General features: G+C 66.0%; 16 protein-coding genes and 1 riboswitch. Of the genes, 9 read left to right on the plus strand and 7 right to left on the minus strand.

Annotation, left to right across the window (positions count from 1 at the left end; genetic code table 11):
* Positions 1-88 precede the first annotated feature (88 nt).
* A riboswitch (M-box (ykoK) riboswitch) is annotated at positions 89-261 on the minus strand.
* Between the two features lie 86 nt (positions 262-347).
* From B4393_RS16865 to B4393_RS16885, 5 genes are read left to right on the plus strand one after another with little or no spacing between them, the layout of a single operon-like run.
* Entirely contained in the window at positions 348-1,268 is a 921-nt protein-coding gene (locus B4393_RS16865) for a DUF4129 domain-containing protein (RefSeq protein ID WP_078335039.1), read from the plus strand.
* Entirely contained in the window at positions 1,265-1,750 is a 486-nt protein-coding gene (locus B4393_RS16870; protein ID WP_078335040.1) for a hypothetical protein, read from the plus strand. Before B4393_RS16865 ends, B4393_RS16870 begins: the two co-directional genes overlap by 4 nt.
* Positions 1,747-2,709 (plus strand): AAA family ATPase, encoded by a 963-nt coding sequence (locus tag B4393_RS16875; RefSeq protein ID WP_078335041.1) that lies wholly within the window; start codon positions 1,747-1,749, stop codon positions 2,707-2,709. The genes B4393_RS16870 and B4393_RS16875 overlap by 4 nt, the downstream gene beginning before the upstream one ends.
* Entirely contained in the window at positions 2,706-3,935 is a 1,230-nt protein-coding gene (locus B4393_RS16880) for a DUF58 domain-containing protein (protein WP_078335042.1), read from the plus strand. Before B4393_RS16875 ends, B4393_RS16880 begins: the two co-directional genes overlap by 4 nt.
* Positions 3,932-4,378, plus strand: coding sequence for a hypothetical protein (locus tag B4393_RS16885; RefSeq protein ID WP_078335043.1), 447 nt, complete (start codon positions 3,932-3,934; stop codon positions 4,376-4,378). Before B4393_RS16880 ends, B4393_RS16885 begins: the two co-directional genes overlap by 4 nt.
* Here B4393_RS16885 and B4393_RS16890 read toward each other — a convergent pair.
* From B4393_RS16890 to cobC, 6 genes are all read right to left on the minus strand, one after another.
* Positions 4,348-5,544 (minus strand): HNH endonuclease, encoded by a 1,197-nt coding sequence (locus B4393_RS16890; RefSeq protein ID WP_078335044.1) that lies wholly within the window; start codon positions 5,542-5,544, stop codon positions 4,348-4,350. The two genes, B4393_RS16885 and B4393_RS16890, sit on opposite strands and share 31 nt — an antisense overlap.
* A gap of 124 nt (positions 5,545-5,668) precedes the next feature.
* Positions 5,669-6,472: a HugZ family pyridoxamine 5'-phosphate oxidase gene (locus B4393_RS16895; protein ID WP_078335045.1), complete on the minus strand. Its 804-nt coding sequence runs from the start codon at positions 6,470-6,472 to the stop codon at positions 5,669-5,671.
* 9 nt (positions 6,473-6,481) lie between these two features.
* Positions 6,482-7,594 (minus strand): bifunctional RNase H/acid phosphatase, encoded by a 1,113-nt coding sequence (locus tag B4393_RS16900; protein WP_078335046.1) that lies wholly within the window; start codon positions 7,592-7,594, stop codon positions 6,482-6,484.
* A complete protein-coding gene (locus B4393_RS16905) occupies positions 7,591-8,313 on the minus strand; it encodes a zinc ribbon domain-containing protein (RefSeq protein WP_078335047.1) in 723 nt (240 codons plus the stop codon). Before B4393_RS16905 ends, B4393_RS16900 begins: the two co-directional genes overlap by 4 nt.
* A complete protein-coding gene (locus tag B4393_RS16910) occupies positions 8,310-9,449 on the minus strand; it encodes a Nif3-like dinuclear metal center hexameric protein (RefSeq protein WP_078335048.1) in 1,140 nt (379 codons plus the stop codon). Before B4393_RS16910 ends, B4393_RS16905 begins: the two co-directional genes overlap by 4 nt.
* The gene (gene cobC, locus B4393_RS16915; RefSeq protein ID WP_078335049.1) at positions 9,449-10,474 is read right to left on the minus strand and encodes an Rv2231c family pyridoxal phosphate-dependent protein CobC; all 1,026 of its coding nucleotides are present in this window, start codon (positions 10,472-10,474) and stop codon (positions 9,449-9,451) included. The genes B4393_RS16910 and cobC overlap by 1 nt, the downstream gene beginning before the upstream one ends.
* Positions 10,475-10,508: 34 nt before the next feature.
* On the opposite strand from cobC, the gene B4393_RS16920 reads away from it, so the two are divergent.
* From B4393_RS16920 to B4393_RS16930, 3 genes are read left to right on the plus strand one after another with little or no spacing between them, the layout of a single operon-like run.
* Positions 10,509-11,159, plus strand: a complete 651-nt coding sequence (locus tag B4393_RS16920) for an HAD-IA family hydrolase (protein WP_078335050.1) — start codon at positions 10,509-10,511, stop codon at positions 11,157-11,159.
* Positions 11,152-11,640, plus strand: a complete 489-nt coding sequence (locus B4393_RS16925; protein WP_078335051.1) for a low molecular weight protein-tyrosine-phosphatase — start codon at positions 11,152-11,154, stop codon at positions 11,638-11,640. The genes B4393_RS16920 and B4393_RS16925 overlap by 8 nt, the downstream gene beginning before the upstream one ends.
* Entirely contained in the window at positions 11,640-12,455 is an 816-nt protein-coding gene (locus B4393_RS16930; protein WP_078335052.1) for an SURF1 family cytochrome oxidase biogenesis protein, read from the plus strand. Before B4393_RS16925 ends, B4393_RS16930 begins: the two co-directional genes overlap by 1 nt.
* Here the strand turns inward: B4393_RS16930 and B4393_RS16935 are convergent.
* Positions 12,440-13,384, minus strand: a complete 945-nt coding sequence (locus tag B4393_RS16935; protein WP_078335053.1) for a cobalamin biosynthesis protein — start codon at positions 13,382-13,384, stop codon at positions 12,440-12,442. The two genes, B4393_RS16930 and B4393_RS16935, sit on opposite strands and share 16 nt — an antisense overlap.
* Positions 13,385-13,412: 28 nt before the next feature.
* Between B4393_RS16935 and B4393_RS16940 the strand changes: the two genes are divergently transcribed.
* Entirely contained in the window at positions 13,413-14,225 is an 813-nt protein-coding gene (locus B4393_RS16940) for an oxygenase MpaB family protein (protein WP_078335054.1), read from the plus strand.
* The last annotated feature ends 8 nt before the right edge of the window (positions 14,226-14,233 follow it).

A 14,233-nucleotide genomic window follows, 5' to 3' on the forward strand; every position in this document is an offset into this window, starting at 1 on the left:
TTCACGCCAGGACGCATCGCGTCATCTCCACCACACCACCAGGTGCGCCCACGACAAGAAGGAAAGCCGATCTCTTCAAAAGAACAGGCTCACACCCCTCTCGTCAGAGCTTCGGCACTACACGACGTAATCCGGCTACACCGGAAGCCACTTCGGATCACCCCTTAGGCCGGGGAGATCTGTCCTAACCCTGGGCGTCTCTCGACGTCGTCGGATCAGTGGCCTATGTTCGCGCAGGAGCCTCGCCTAGCGAGGTGCTAACAGCCGAACTGTAAGCCACCCACGTATCACGGTCAAGGTTGGTCAATGGTGGAGCGCTCAGACCCGTCATCGTGCAACGATGAGGCATGAACAGTGCGGACAGGCTGTTCTTACGAGCGGCCGGGCTCATCGTCCTGGTCGCGCTGTCCGTCGTGGCGCTACGCAGTTATCTGCCGGAGCCGTCGGTCCTCTCGCGGCCCGCAGAACCTCGCACTCAGCATCATTCAATAGCATTGCAGCTCTTGCTGTGTGGCGCTGCATCCATCCTCATACTGTTGAGCCTTCGGCGGCAACGGCCCAGAATGCCGCTGCCGCCCGAGAGTCCACCGTATTTACGGTTGCGGGGTTTGACCCGACGCGAAGTGATTATTGCCGTCGCTACCGCACTTGGCTTATTGGCTGCGGTGTGGACCTCGCTCTATGTGATGGGGACGACGGGGGAAGGTGCCCCACCCGAGTCCACCTCGCGCAGCGCCGAATCGCGCCAGGCCGACGCCGAGCCGGGTAAGACACCAGGCGACGCACCGCGGCGAGAGGAGCCCGAGCTGACCATGGTCATCCTCGGTGTGGTGTTGATCGGTATCGCTGCCACGATCTTCGTGCTCAGGCGCCGCGATCCGGACACCTTCGATGGCGGCACCGATCAATCCACGCAACCCCAAGGCACCGATGCAACACCCGGATCGCTGGCTCACCTGGTGGAACTCGGTCTCGCCGAGGTAGCCGAACCGGGCCGTGATCCGCGGGCATCGATCATTGCCTGCTACGCGGCCATGGAGCAGGGACTTACCGCGGCGCCCGAGGCCGCACCGCTGGTGTCGGATACCCCATCGGAAGTTCTGCAGCGAGCGGTCCATATCGGTGCCCTCCAATCGCAGGCCGGCACTCAGCTTGTCTCGCTTTTCTCGGAGGCTCGGTTCAGCCCGCATGAGATGACGCAGGCCGATCGCCAATCCGCGGCGCGCTGGTTGCAGACCGTGTTGGACGATCTACGGAGCCGACAATGAAATGGCTCGTCCCGGCCGTCCTACTGATGGTGGTCTTGACCGAAGCGGGTGTCGCCGCCAGTCCAATACGCGCGTTCACTCTGCCGATCAGCGGCGTGGTCGTCGGGATCGCGCTGTACCTGCTGTGGAGATACCTGCGCGACGCGCGCGACCCCGGCCCGTCTCCCCCACTCAGCCTTCCGGCCGACGAGACATTGCGACGGTGGCATGCCCGCGCCGAAGCCAGAATCAGTTGGGCCGAGCGGACGCGCGGCGACTGGGACCGGCAGCTTCGCCCCCTGATCGCGGCGGATTTCGAGACGGCGGCGGGCCATCGGCAGTCGAGGGATCGCGCCGCGCTCGCGGCGACCGGCCGCATGACCTTTGGCCCCGAGCTGTGGCGTTGGGTCGATCCGAACGGGGCCTCGGACGCGGACCGATCCGAACCCGCGCCCGGCCGGGCGGTACTGCAATCGATCCTCGAACGATTGGAGCGGATGTGACAACTGTTCCGGTTTCCGTCGCGACCCAGCACGCGGATGCGGTGCTGACCGAGATCGAGCGGGTCGTCGTCGGTAAACGCGATGCGCTGCAACTCATTTTGCTGACGATCCTGGCCCGCGGGCATGTGCTGATCGAGGATCTGCCGGGTCTGGGCAAGACGTTGATCGCCCGATCGTTCGCCGCCGCGCTGGGGCTGGATTTCGCCCGCGTGCAGTTCACTCCCGATCTGCTACCCGCGGATCTGCTGGGCTCCACGATCTACGACATGTCTTCGGGCCTGTTCGAATTCCGGACCGGGCCCATCTTCACCAATCTGCTGCTGGCAGATGAAATCAACCGCACCCCACCCAAAACGCAGTCGGCACTGCTGGAGGCGATGGCTGAGGGACAAGTCAGCATCGACGGTGAAACTCGCAGACTCCCCTCCCCATTCGTGGTGCTGGCGACGGACAACCCGATTGAGTACGAGGGAACCTATCCCCTGCCGGAGGCCCAGCTGGACCGGTTCGCGGTTAGGTTGCAACTGGGGTACCTGCCCGAGGACCTTGAGATAGAAATGCTGCAACGCCGATTGAACCGGGGATCGACGCCGCCGACGGTGTCACAGGTGGTCGCCGCCGAAGACCTCATCGCGATGCGGGAAGCAGTGGAACAGGTTTCGGTGCATCCGGATGTTCTGCGCTACATCGTCTCCCTGGCCGCAGCGACGCGCAGTCACTCACATGTCGAGGTTGGAGCCAGCCCGCGCGCCGAACTCGACCTGGTGCAGATGTCGCGGGCCCGCGCCATGCTGCTCGGCCGCGACTTCGTGATCCCCGAGGATGTCAAGGCGCTCGCGGTGCCGGCGGTGGCGCACCGAATCAGTCTGCGGCCCGAGATGTGGGTGCGCCGCATCACCGGCGCGCACGTGGTCGACGAACTGTTGCACCGGCTGCCGGTACCGCGGGCATCCGGATGATCGCCTGGCGCGCATCCCCGCTGGTTTCGGCGCTCGCCGCATGCACCGGTGTCGCGCTGGTACTCGCGGTGGTGACGGGCCGCTGGCAACTGATCGTGTTCGCGGCGCCATTCATCGGCGTGCTCGCCGCGGGCGGCCGCCGACCGTCGGGCGCGCGGGTGTGGGTCGCCGACGAGCCAGAGCCATTGCGATGCTTGGAGTCTGAGGAGGTCGCCGTTGCCGCGTCGGTCGAATCTGCAGAACCGGCCGTGGTGTACCGGGTGCGGCCGGCGCCCGTCGCCGGTCTGCAGATCGACGCGGGGCGGACGACGGCGCCTCATCAGGTGGCGATGCGGGTATCGGCCGAGCGGTGGGGCCGGTACATCATTCCGGTTGAGGTTCAGACGGTCTCGACATCTGGCCTGTGGGTTGGCTCTGCGGCGACGCTGCCTGCCGCAGAGGTGCGGGTGTATCCCTTGTCGGATCCGCAAGACGTCGCGGTGCCACCCGCGGATCTGCCCGACCGGATTGGCACGCACCTGACGCGACATCACGGACCCGGAGTCGAGTACGCCGATATTCGCGAGTACGTCCCGGGTGACTCGCTGCGCACGGTCAATTGGCGGGTCAGTGCGCGACGGGGGCGCCTGCATGTCACCGACCGGCTGACGGATCGGGCCGCCGATGTTGTCGTGTTGATCGACACCTATGCGCAGCCGTCAGGTCCGGCGACGGTGGCGACCGAGCGGTCCGCGCGTGGTGCGGCTCAGCTGGTGCAGTCGGTGTTGCAGCGTGGTGACCGCGCCGGCGTCGTCCTGTTGGGCAGTGCGCCGCGCTGCCTAGCTCCGGACATAGGCCGCCATCAGTTCTACCGCCTGCTCGACGCCATTCTTGATGCCGGAGAATGGCATTCGCAGAGCGCTAGTGCCCTTGCACCGCGCGCCGCCGTACCGCCCAACGCGATCGTGGTGGCGTTTTCGACCCTGCTGAATGCCGACTTTGGTTTGGCACTGACCGACCTGCGGCGGCGCGGGCATCCTGTCTTGGTGGTCGACGTGCTCGACCGTCTGCCCTTTCGCGAGGACCCCGATCCGATCGTGGCCCGATGGTGGCGGTTGGAACGCTCACGGATGTACCGCAATATCGCGGTGACTGGGGTTGATGTTGTCGGCTGGAGCCACGACTCCGGACTCAATCACGCGATGCATCTGCTGCCTCGGCGCCCGCGCAGGGGACGACGCCGATGAACCTGCGCGTGATACTGGCCGCCGCTCTCGGGCTTCTCATGGTGCTGGCAGCCGTTGACGGGATTCTGGTCTCGGCTTGTGCGGCGGTTTTGGTTCTGGTCGGCCTTCGGTGGCGGACGTTCGCGACGCTGGCCGTGCTGTTCGTCATCGGCGTCCTGGCTTTCGGTGATTCGTCCCCGGCGCTGGCGATGCTCTCCGGGCTGGCTGCGGTGTTGTATCTGCTTGCCGCCTATCCCCTGCACTGGCCACCCCAGGTGAATGCCCTCAAATTTGAGGTGATCATTCCCGCCGTGATGTTCGGCTGCGCGGCACTGCTGGCGGCGGCGATACCCGCGGGGCGCTCGTCGTGGCTGCCTTTGGCGGTGCCGGTCGCCGTCGTACTCATCTACGTTCTGGCCCTTCGACCATTCATTCAGAGCAGTGGTGGTGCGGTAGAGCGGTAGACGGTCCCCGTCGGTGTCGTGATCTCGACGGTATGCCGGTCTGAGCCGGGCACCGGTACCGCGGCCCAACCCAGCGTCTCCTTGACGTAATTGCATCGCTCGCACAGGCCTTGGCCGTTGTGCAGTGATGTTGCGCCTCCCCCTGCGCTACTCACCACGTGATCGTGGTGACGAATCGGCGCATCGCAGTACGGCGTCCGACATGTCTGATCGCGCACATCGATCAGCTCGGATAATCCCTTGGGGAATAACCGACTTCGTGACTCCGCGCTCACCAGCGTGCCACTGCCGCAGCGCCGATACAGCCGCCGCGCCAGAACCTTGGCGCCCGAGCTCACCGCCTCGGATATGAGCCTGCGCGCCACCGCCGCCGGGACGGGTCCATGACCCGCGACAACGGCGGGTTCATCGCCGCCGCCCAGCAGCGCCTCATCGGAGATCGTGATGTTCACGCCCACCGAAACCGCTTCTGCAGATGCCACTCCCGTCACGCGCTCCACCAAGGTGTCGGCCATGATCTGCCCTTGGCCCCGAACAGGATCCATCGACATGTCGGCGGCTCGCTTGAGAGCGGCATAGACGGCCACGCCCTGCTTCATCGGAAGCAATGCCGTCAGATACGTCATGGTGTCGGGCGCAGGACGGATGGATACCCGGCTTTCGTTCTCGGTCCGGCGTGCTCGGCGCACCACGGCCTCGGCGTCCAGTCGATACGCCAGCCGCTTCGCCTCCGCGGTAAGCCGGGCGTCGCCCAATCCGCGGATTCGAGATTGGTCTGCGCACATCTCGACATCAATCTTCTGCCGATCCTCGACGGCAAGGTATGCGGTTTCACGCACCAGGATGGTTGCGCGCCATTCGCTGAGTGCACCGCACTCCAGGGCGGCAAGGGTGTGGGGCATCTCGTTCACGAGCGCTTTCGCGAGGCCGAGATGACGGCCGCCGCGCGCCGGCGAGTCCTGTCGTGCCAGGGCGACCTCCGCCGCGACGCCCGCCCCCTGCCGCCGGCGCGTCACCCCGTTGGCGGCCTCGTCCTCGCGGCGCGCTCGGTCGAGCTGCACCGTGGCACGAGCCTGCTCCGCAGCGGCGCTGGCCTTCACACGCTCCAACTCGGCGATTCGTTCGACGAGCCGAGTCGCGAGGGCTGCGGGATCTCTCAGTGACACACCACAAACATTAATCGCACATCAGTTCGATAGCTGTTGATTTCGGTTGTTATCCACAACCATTGGAGCGCTCGGCGAGTTATCCACAATCTTGCCGATTGGTCGACATCGACATCTGAACGCGCTAGGAGCTCGGAGCCGCGAGCCGAGCCAACTGCACGGTCGCACCGCGTAACTCTTCGATCGAGTCGATCGGCTCGACATAGCCGACTCGTGTCACCGACCAGCCCCGCGGAGTGCTCACCCGAATATCCAGCCCATACCGGTCCGCTCCCTCACATCGAGCCTCGGTGGCGTCCGGATAGCCACCCAGCCGCTGTGCCATCGCGAGCAGCGCCCGCCCGTGGTCGTCATTCAGGTGATTGACAGCGCCAGCGGCCTTGGGCGAGACCGGATCAGGTGCGGCCGAATCGTATTCGGCGCCGCTGGCCGAGTCCATGCGGCCGTAGCCGCCGACCCAACGCACCCGTTCGACATCCAGAATCCACACCGAAAAATCGCTGTAGTCGATGTAATACCGGGCGGCCGGCACGCCGGCGATATGTGCCTCACGCGCGGCCGGCAGCTCTTCCGGACTGGGCCGGCGCACCTTCCCGGCGAGGGTGATCCGGGTGTTGGCCAGCGGATCGTCGGGTGGGTTTGGCGCCACAATGGAAACACTTGCCCGAGCATCACGTATCAGATTCCGGCCGTGCTCGGCCATTTGCGAGACGCACAGCACCGGTGCCCCACCCAGCAGCCCATAGGTGACCAGCGAAGCCCACGGGTCGCCGTCCGCGGACAGACTTGCCAACGTCGCGGTGTTCGTCGACGCCGCTACCGTCCTGGCCTCCTCAGCGGCTGAGGGACGCGCCGGATTGGCGACATCCGTCAGGGGCGGAGCAATGGTGGGCGCATCGCCCGGATCACCGTGATCGCGAGAAGCCATGGCGACAGCCTAAGTCAGGTACGAGGTCTCATTGACGAGTCGCACCGATGCCGGCCCGTCCGAATAGAACTCGGCGATGCTCAACGACGCCAGATCAAGGTGCAGCCGGTACAGCAGACTAGGCCCGGCATCGAGTGCCAGACGCAGCAGCGTCTTGATGGGCGTGACGTGCGAAACCACCAAAACCGTTGCGCCACCGTGCTCCGCGATGATTCGGTTGCGTGCGCGCCGCACCCGGTGATGCACGCTGTCGAAGCTCTCCCCTTCCGGCGGAGTCACCGAGGTATCGCTGAGCCACTGAGCGTGTAGCTCAGGGTCACGCACGGAAGCCTCGGAGAACGTCAAGCCTTCCCACTTGCCGAAGTCGGTCTCGATCAGATCGTCATCGACCGTCAACGGAACACCCAGCGCGCCGGCTGCCGCCGCGGCAGTCTCCTTCGCGCGGCTCAACGGCGAGCTGACGACAGCCGCGATACCACCGCGGCCCGCCAAGTAGCGCGCGGCCCTCGCGGCCTGCTCAACACCCAGCTCGGTCAGCTCGGGGTTTCCGCGGCCGGAGTACCGGCGCTGCACCGAGAGTTCGGTCTGGCCGTGCCGCAACAACAGCATTCGGGTGGGCTTGCCCCGCGCCCCGGTCCAGCCCGGCGCGGTATCGGCAGGCTTGGCATCCCCAGTTTCCCTGGTTTCCCTGGGTTTCTTCGGCGCCTTCGGTTCGATGCCACTGGCGCGGTCCATCGCCTCGTTGGCCAACCGGTCCGCGTGCTTGTTGCGTTCCCGCGGAATCCACTTGTAGCCCACGGACTCGAACTGCATCGCCGCGGTGACCGCCTGCTGGTACAGCACAATCAGGTCGGGATGTTTGACCTTCCAGCGTCCGGACATCTGCTCGACGACGAGTTTGGAATCCATGGAGACGCTCACCTCGGTCGCGCCCAGCCGGGCCGCCTCGGCCAATCCCGCTATCAGACCGCGATATTCAGCGACGTTGTTGGTCGCGTGGCCAATCGCCTCGCACGCCTCCGCCAGCACGGTCTCGTGATCTGGGGCGAAAACCACCGCGCCATATCCGGCCAATCCTGGATTACCGCGTGAACCACCATCGGCTTCGACAAGAACCTTCACAGGCGCACCAGAATCGCGCTGCACTCAGAGCACCGCAGCACCTCGTCGGCGTCGGCCGCCGAGATCCTGGCCAGTTCCCCGCGGTCCAGCTCGATACGGCAGGCGCCGCACTTATTGCCCTGCAACAGACCGGCACCCGGGCCTCCTGAGCGACGCTGCCGTTCATAGGTCTCCAGCAGTGGCCCATCAATGGAGGCCGCCAAGCCGTCGCGACGCTGCCGAACCTGGTTCTCTTCGGCGTCGGTATCGATGGTGATCGCACGTTGGATCCGTTCGATCTCCGCCACCCTCTCGGCGATCTTGTCGGCCTTGGCCTGCGCCGAGGCCTGCTGCCCCTGGAGCTCCTCGCGGCGCTCCATCAGCTGCAGTTCGGAGTCCTCCAGACTGGTCTGACGACGCTCCAGGGTGTCCAGCTCATGCTGAATCTCGGTGAGTTCCTTGGGGTTCGTGCTGCTTGAAGCCAGCAGGGAACGGTCACGGTCCTCCCGCTGACGCACCGCGGTCACCTCGGCGTCCAGCTTGGCAACCTGCGCATCCAGGTCTTCCAACGCGATACCGAGTGCGCCCACTTCATCGAGAATGCTCCGCTGCTGCGCCTGCAGCTCGCGGTGCTCCTGGCGTTCGGGTGGATTAGCGCGCCGGTGCGCTATGCGTGTCAATTCGGCATCCACCGATGCCAGGTCGACCAGTAGGCGCTGCTGTGCCGCAACTGCTTTCATACTTGTTCTTCTTTCTCTGGACCGCCCAGGGTCCAAGGGTCTGTGCGAACTGGAGAGATGCGTGTCGTCAACTTCTCTCCGAATTCGGTGTCGAGCACTCGCGCCGCCTGCGCGCACCACGGGAATTCGCTGGCCCAGTGGGCGACGTCGACAAGCGCTACGCTACTTGCCCGGGCATGTTCGTCCGCCGGATGGTGCCGCAAGTCGGCGGTGACGTACGCGTCGACCCCGGATCTGACCGCGGTATTCAACAGCGAGTCACCCGCACCACCGCAGACGGCAACCGTCTGGATCAGAGCATCCTGGTCACCGGCGGCACGGGTCCCCCACACTGTTGCCGGTAGTGCGGACCGGACGCGGGATACAAAGTCCCGCAAGGACTCCGGTTCGGACAACGCGCCCACCCGGCCCAGACCGGTGCCGGTCGGTGCCGGCGCCATGGGCAGTACGTCAATGGCGGGCACCTCGTACGGGTGGGCGGCGTGGATCGCCGCGAAAAGCTCACAGCGCAGCCGCGACGGGGCAACCATTTCCACCCTTTCCTCGACAACCTGCTCCACGACACCGTGCGCACCGATCGTCGGATCGGAGCCCTCCAGCGGCCGGAACTGGCCGGTGCCGGTGACACTCCACGAGCAATCCGAGTAGGCACCGATATGCCCCGCGCCGGCGTCGAACATGGCGCGGCGCACGGCGTCCGCCGATGGGGTGGGCACAAACACCACCCACTTGTCGTAGTCGGCGAACTGCGGGGCCAGCACCGAAATCACCTTCAGCCCAAGGGCTTCCGCCAGAGCGTCGGATACACCAGGATTGGCCGAGTCTGCGTTGGTGTGCGCGGTGAACAGTGCATCGCCCGAGCGAATGAGGCGATGGATCAGCGCACCCTTGGGCGTGCTGGCCGCCACCGTGTCCACGCCGCGTAGCAGCAGCGGGTGATGTGCCAGCAGCAGATGCGAACCGGCGCTATCCATCTCGTCAATCACCGCGGCCGTCGCATCGACGGCGACGGTCACGGCGTCGATTTGTTGGTCCGGGTCACCGCAGACCAGACCCACCGAATCCCATGATTCGGCCAATGCCGGCGGATACGCCGCGTCGAGCGCGCCGATGATGTCCGCGAGCCGCACACCCACTACAAGATCTCCTTCATCGCTTGCACCAACTCCGGCCATTCGGGCCGCACCGACACCCTCAGGTAATCCTCGTCCAGACCCACAAAGGTGTCGCAGCGTCGAACGGAAATATTCTTGGCCTCCAAGTGTTTTCGCATCAAATCCGCGTTGGGCACGGCCACCAGCAGGAACGGCGCGACGCCCTCCGTCACCGTCAACCCCAACCCGCGTAGCGCATCAGCCTGCTGGCGTCGTGTCTCGACGAGACGCTCCGCGTCCCGGGCGGCATACCCCACTGCTTCCGGGGTATTGCAGGCCGCGAGCGCCTCCAGTTGCAATGTGCCCAAAGGCCAATGCGCACGCCCCCGTGCGAGCCTGCGCAGCACCTCCGGATCGCCGACGGCATAGCCCGCACGCAATCCGGCAAGCGCCCATGTCTTGGTGAGGCTGCGCAGCACCACAAGACCGGGCAGGCGCACCGGGGCCGCCGACTCCGGTTCGCCGGGCACCGCATCCATGAAGGCCTCGTCGACCACCACGATTCGCCCGGGACCCTGCAATGCCAGTAGCTGCTCGCGTGCATGCAGCACCCCGGTCGGGTTGGTGGGGTTGCCCACCACTACCAGATCGGCGTCCGCGGGCACCCGGGGAGGGCGAGCGCCGTCGAAGGTGAACGGCGGCGGCAACACCACATGATCGATGGGGACACCGGCCTCGGCGAGGACGGCTTCGGGTTCGGTGAACCCCGGCGCGAACACGGCCGCCCGTCGAGGATTGAGCCGCGGGAGCATCGCGAAGCCCTCGGCGGCCCCAGCCAGCAGCAGCACCTCATCGGGCCCGCGACCATGGCGTTCGGCGATCGCGGCGATGGCACGTTCCTCATCGGCGCGGCGCGGGTAGCTGCCCAGCTCGTCGAGCCGGGAGACGAGCCGGTCACGCAACCACTGCGGCGGCGACGCGGCGCGCACGTTCACAGCGAAGTCCAGGACGCCGGGTGCCAGCGCCTGGTCGCCGTGATAGCGCACTCCCTTTCGCGGCCCAGTCATGTCTCGACACTAATGTAGGGGGGTGGCTCCTCCGATGCTGGTGATCTTCGATCTCGACGGCACCTTGACCGACTCTGCACCGGGGATCGTCTCCAGTTTCCGCCATGCACTCAGTCACGTCGGCGCCCCCGAACCCGCAGGCGACATCGCGTCGCGGGTGGTGGGGCCGCCCATGCACATCACACTCGGTTCCATGGGGCTCGGTGAGCGCGCCGATGACGCGATAGCCGCCTACCGGGCCGACTATGGCGAACGCGGCTGGGCCGTCAACGAGATGTTCGACGGCATTCGCGATGTGCTGACTCGGCTGCGGGAGGCCGGGGTGCCCATGGTGGTCGCGACGTCGAAGTCCGAACCGATTGCCGCGCGCATCCTGGAGCATTTCGAGCTTGCCGAGTTTTTCCAGGTTATTGCCGGTGCGAGCCCCGACGGTGTCCGCTCCAGCAAGGCCGACGTGATCGAGCATGCGCTGTCCCAGCTGGACGATGTTCCCTCGACCGGTGTCGTGATGGTCGGCGACCGGGTGCATGACGTGGAAGGCGCGGCTGCCCACGGGATCGGCACCGTCGTTGTCGACTGGGGCTACGGTGCAACGGATTTCGAGGGTGACTCCGGTGAGCTAGCCGAGTGGATCATCGGGCGCGTGGGCACTCCTCAGCAGCTGTTGGAGGAGCTTCATGTCTGAGTTGCATGTCACCTTCGTGTGCACCGGAAACATCTGTCGCTCCCCCATCGCCGAGAAGATGTTGGCCCATCAGCTGGCCGAACGCGGACTGGGCGATCGGGTCCGCGTCACCAGCGCCGGCACCGGCGATTGGCATGCCGGGCAGCCTGCCGACGAACGCGCGGCCAGCGTGCTGGCCGAGTACGGCTATCCGACGGCTCACACGGCCGCCCAGGTCGACGAGGATCATCTGAGCGCCGATCTCATCATCGCCTTGGCGCGCAATCACTCCCGAATGCTGCTGCATCTGGGGGCCGACCCCGAGCGGGTGCGGCTGCTGCGGTCCTTCGATCCTCGGGCCGGCCGCGCCGCGATGGATGTCGAGGATCCGTACTACGGCAGCCGCGAGGATTTCGTGGACGTGCTCTCGGTCATCGAGGCGGCGATGCCCGGTCTGCACGAGTGGGTCGACAAGACCCTCGCGGAGCGTGAGAACAGCTGATGCGACGGCTTGCGTTTCTGCTGCGCCCCGGATGGATCGCCCTGGCGCTGGTGGTCGTCGCGTTCGCGTATCTGTGTTTCACGGTGTTGGCGCCGTGGCAGCTGGGTAAGAACACCAAGACCTCTCGCGAGAACAACCGCATCGCCCAGTCGGTGGGCGCCGATCCGGTGCCGCTGAAAGACGAGCTGCGGCCCGACAGTTCAATGCCCGAGGATTCCGAGTGGCGGCGGGTGACGGCGACGGGCCACTATCTACCGGATCAGCAGGTGCTCGCCCGCTTGCGAGTGGTCGACGGCAAGCCAGCCTACGAAGCGCTGACGGTGTTTCAGGTGGACGGCGGCCCCGCGATTCTGGTGGACCGCGGTTATGTGCGCCCGGAACAAGGCACCAGCGTGCCCGCGGTGCCCGCAGCACCGACAGAGCGGGTGACCATCAACGCGCGGCTGCGGGAACCCGAGCAGCAATCCGAGAAGGCGCCGTTCCTGGAAAACGGTCAATACCAGGTGTATTCGATTGTTCCGATTCAGGTTTCGACGCTGTTGAAGACCCCGCTCGCCGGCTCCTATCTGCAGCTTTCCGAGAGTCAGCCAGGCGGACTAGGAGCGATCCCGCTGCCGCAGCTCGATGCCGGGCCGTTCCTGTCGTATGGCATCCAGTGGATCGCGTTCGGAATTCTGGCACCAATCGGCTTGGGGTACTTCGTGTTCTCCGAGATCAGACAGCGCCGCGCCGCCGCCGCTGCGGTGAAAGCAGTGAAACCCGGAACGCCACAGACCACCCAGGAGCGGCTGGCCGACCGTTACGGACGGCGCTGACCCAGCGCCGTCATCACCGCGGCGACGGCAGTCAGGTTCTGGACCGCGCGCGATAGCCGCACGGCCTCATACACATCCCCGATCCGTGGGGGTGCGCCATTGCCGAGCACCGGACGTATCTCTTCGCCGTAGGGGTATCGCAGGGGGCCTCCGAGCCGCACACCAAGAGCTCCCGCGAAGGCCGCTTCCGCGACGCCGGCATTGGGGCTGGGGTGGCTACGGCCGTCGCGCAGACAGACACGCAGCGTGGCGACCGGCGAGCCTCCGAGAAATGGGGCGGCCACCGACGTGGCCAATGCCGTAACCCTGGCGGGAAGCAGGTTCATCAGGTCGTCCAACCGTGCTGCCGCCCAGCCGAATCGCAGGTACCGGGCCGACTTGTGGCCGATCATCGCGTCGAGTGTGTTGGCGGCGCGATAGGCCAGCACCCCGGGCACCCCACCTAGGGCCGCCCATACCAACGGACCGGTGTGGGCGTCGGAGGTGTTCTCTGCCAAAGACTCCACGGTGGCGCGGGCCATGCCGCCAACATCGAGCAGATTCGGGTCACGGCCGCAGAGCGACGGAAGCAACGCGCGCGCGTCATCGATGTCGTTGTCATAGAGATGTTCTGACATATCGGCGCCCACCCGGGCCAAAGACGTCCCGCCGAGCGCAGCCCAGGTCACGACGGCGGTCACGGCGACAGTGGCCGTCGCGGATCGACGTGCGGCGCGTTCGGCGGCCCATCCCGCGACGGTGACAGCGGTCAGCAATGCGGCGGTGTGGGCCGCGCCGGCGAGCTTGGAGTCACGGTAGGTATACGTCTCCAGCGCGGCGGCGGCCTGCCCGAATCCCGCGACCGGATGGAACCGCTGCGGGTCGGCGAAGCAACGATCCAGGGCGTAGCCGAGGGCGATACCCGCGGCGCGGAATCCTCGGCGCGACACGACGTAACCCTATAGAATTTGCTACGCAATGAAGCACTCGCCTGCCAGGCTCGTCGACCTGGTAAACCCCGCTTCGTTGTTGTTGCCTGCCTCGAACGTGATCATGCAGCTGTCGCATCCGGGTGTCGGATACGGAGTGCTGGAGAGCCCCGTGGACAGCGGCAACGTCTACAAGCATCCGTTCAAACGGGCCCGGACCACCGGGATGTTCCTGGCGGTCGCCACCATGGGTAGCCGCCGTGACCGCGAGGTGATGAAGCGTGGTGTCGACGCGGTGCACCGGCAGGTGCGCTCGACGCCCACGAGCCCGGTGAAGTACAACGCCTTCAACCCGGACCTGCAGCTGTGGGTGGCGGCGTGCCTGTACCAGTACTACGTGCAGGCCTATGAGTCGCTGCACGGTCCGCTCGACGAGGAGACGGCCGACGAGATTTACCGGGATGGCGCGCGCATCGGCACGGCGCTGCAGGTGCGGCCGGAGGCGTGGCCACCGGACCGAGATGCCTTCAATGACTATTGGAAGCGATCGCTGGATGAGCTGCGCATCGACCCGCCCGTACGCGAGCACCTGTTGGGGGTGGCGTCGTTCAAGATGCTGCCGTGGCCGCTGAGCATGGCCGGACGGTTCAATCTGTTTGCGACCAAAGGGTTTTTGCCTCCACAGTTCCGCGAGCTACTGCAGGTTTCGTGGACGGATCGCGATCAGCGGTTGTTCAATACGCTGCTGGGTGCGCTGCGGGTCGTCGATCGGGTGGTGCCCGAGCCGCTGTGGACGTTGTCGTATGCCGTGCTCATCTGGGACATGCGATTGCGCGAGCGCATGGGTAAGCCGGTCGTTTAAGCTCGCAG

Origin of the sequence: Mycobacteroides franklinii (genome assembly GCF_002013895.1) — a bacterium.
Lineage (GTDB): Bacteria > Actinomycetota > Actinomycetes > Mycobacteriales > Mycobacteriaceae > Mycobacterium > Mycobacterium franklinii.

Excerpts from the sequence above, each read along its gene's own strand:
- B4393_RS16865 (WP_078335039.1), top strand. The coding sequence starts at position 348 with ATGAACAGTGCGGACAGGCTGTTCTTACGAGCGGCCGGGCTCATCGTC.
- B4393_RS16870 (WP_078335040.1), top strand. The coding sequence starts at position 1,265 with ATGAAATGGCTCGTCCCGGCCGTCCTACTGATGGTGGTCTTGACCGAA.
- B4393_RS16880 (WP_078335042.1), top strand. The coding sequence starts at position 2,706 with ATGATCGCCTGGCGCGCATCCCCGCTGGTTTCGGCGCTCGCCGCATGC.
- B4393_RS16885 (WP_078335043.1), top strand. The coding sequence starts at position 3,932 with ATGAACCTGCGCGTGATACTGGCCGCCGCTCTCGGGCTTCTCATGGTG.
- B4393_RS16895 (WP_078335045.1), bottom strand. The coding sequence starts at position 6,472 with ATGGCTTCTCGCGATCACGGTGATCCGGGCGATGCGCCCACCATTGCT.
- B4393_RS16905 (WP_078335047.1), bottom strand. The coding sequence starts at position 8,313 with ATGAAAGCAGTTGCGGCACAGCAGCGCCTACTGGTCGACCTGGCATCG.
- cobC (WP_078335049.1), bottom strand. The coding sequence starts at position 10,474 with ATGACTGGGCCGCGAAAGGGAGTGCGCTATCACGGCGACCAGGCGCTG.
- B4393_RS16920 (WP_078335050.1), top strand. The coding sequence starts at position 10,509 with ATGCTGGTGATCTTCGATCTCGACGGCACCTTGACCGACTCTGCACCG.
- B4393_RS16925 (WP_078335051.1), top strand. The coding sequence starts at position 11,152 with ATGTCTGAGTTGCATGTCACCTTCGTGTGCACCGGAAACATCTGTCGC.
- B4393_RS16930 (WP_078335052.1), top strand. The coding sequence starts at position 11,640 with ATGCGACGGCTTGCGTTTCTGCTGCGCCCCGGATGGATCGCCCTGGCG.
- B4393_RS16940 (WP_078335054.1), top strand. The coding sequence starts at position 13,413 with ATGAAGCACTCGCCTGCCAGGCTCGTCGACCTGGTAAACCCCGCTTCG.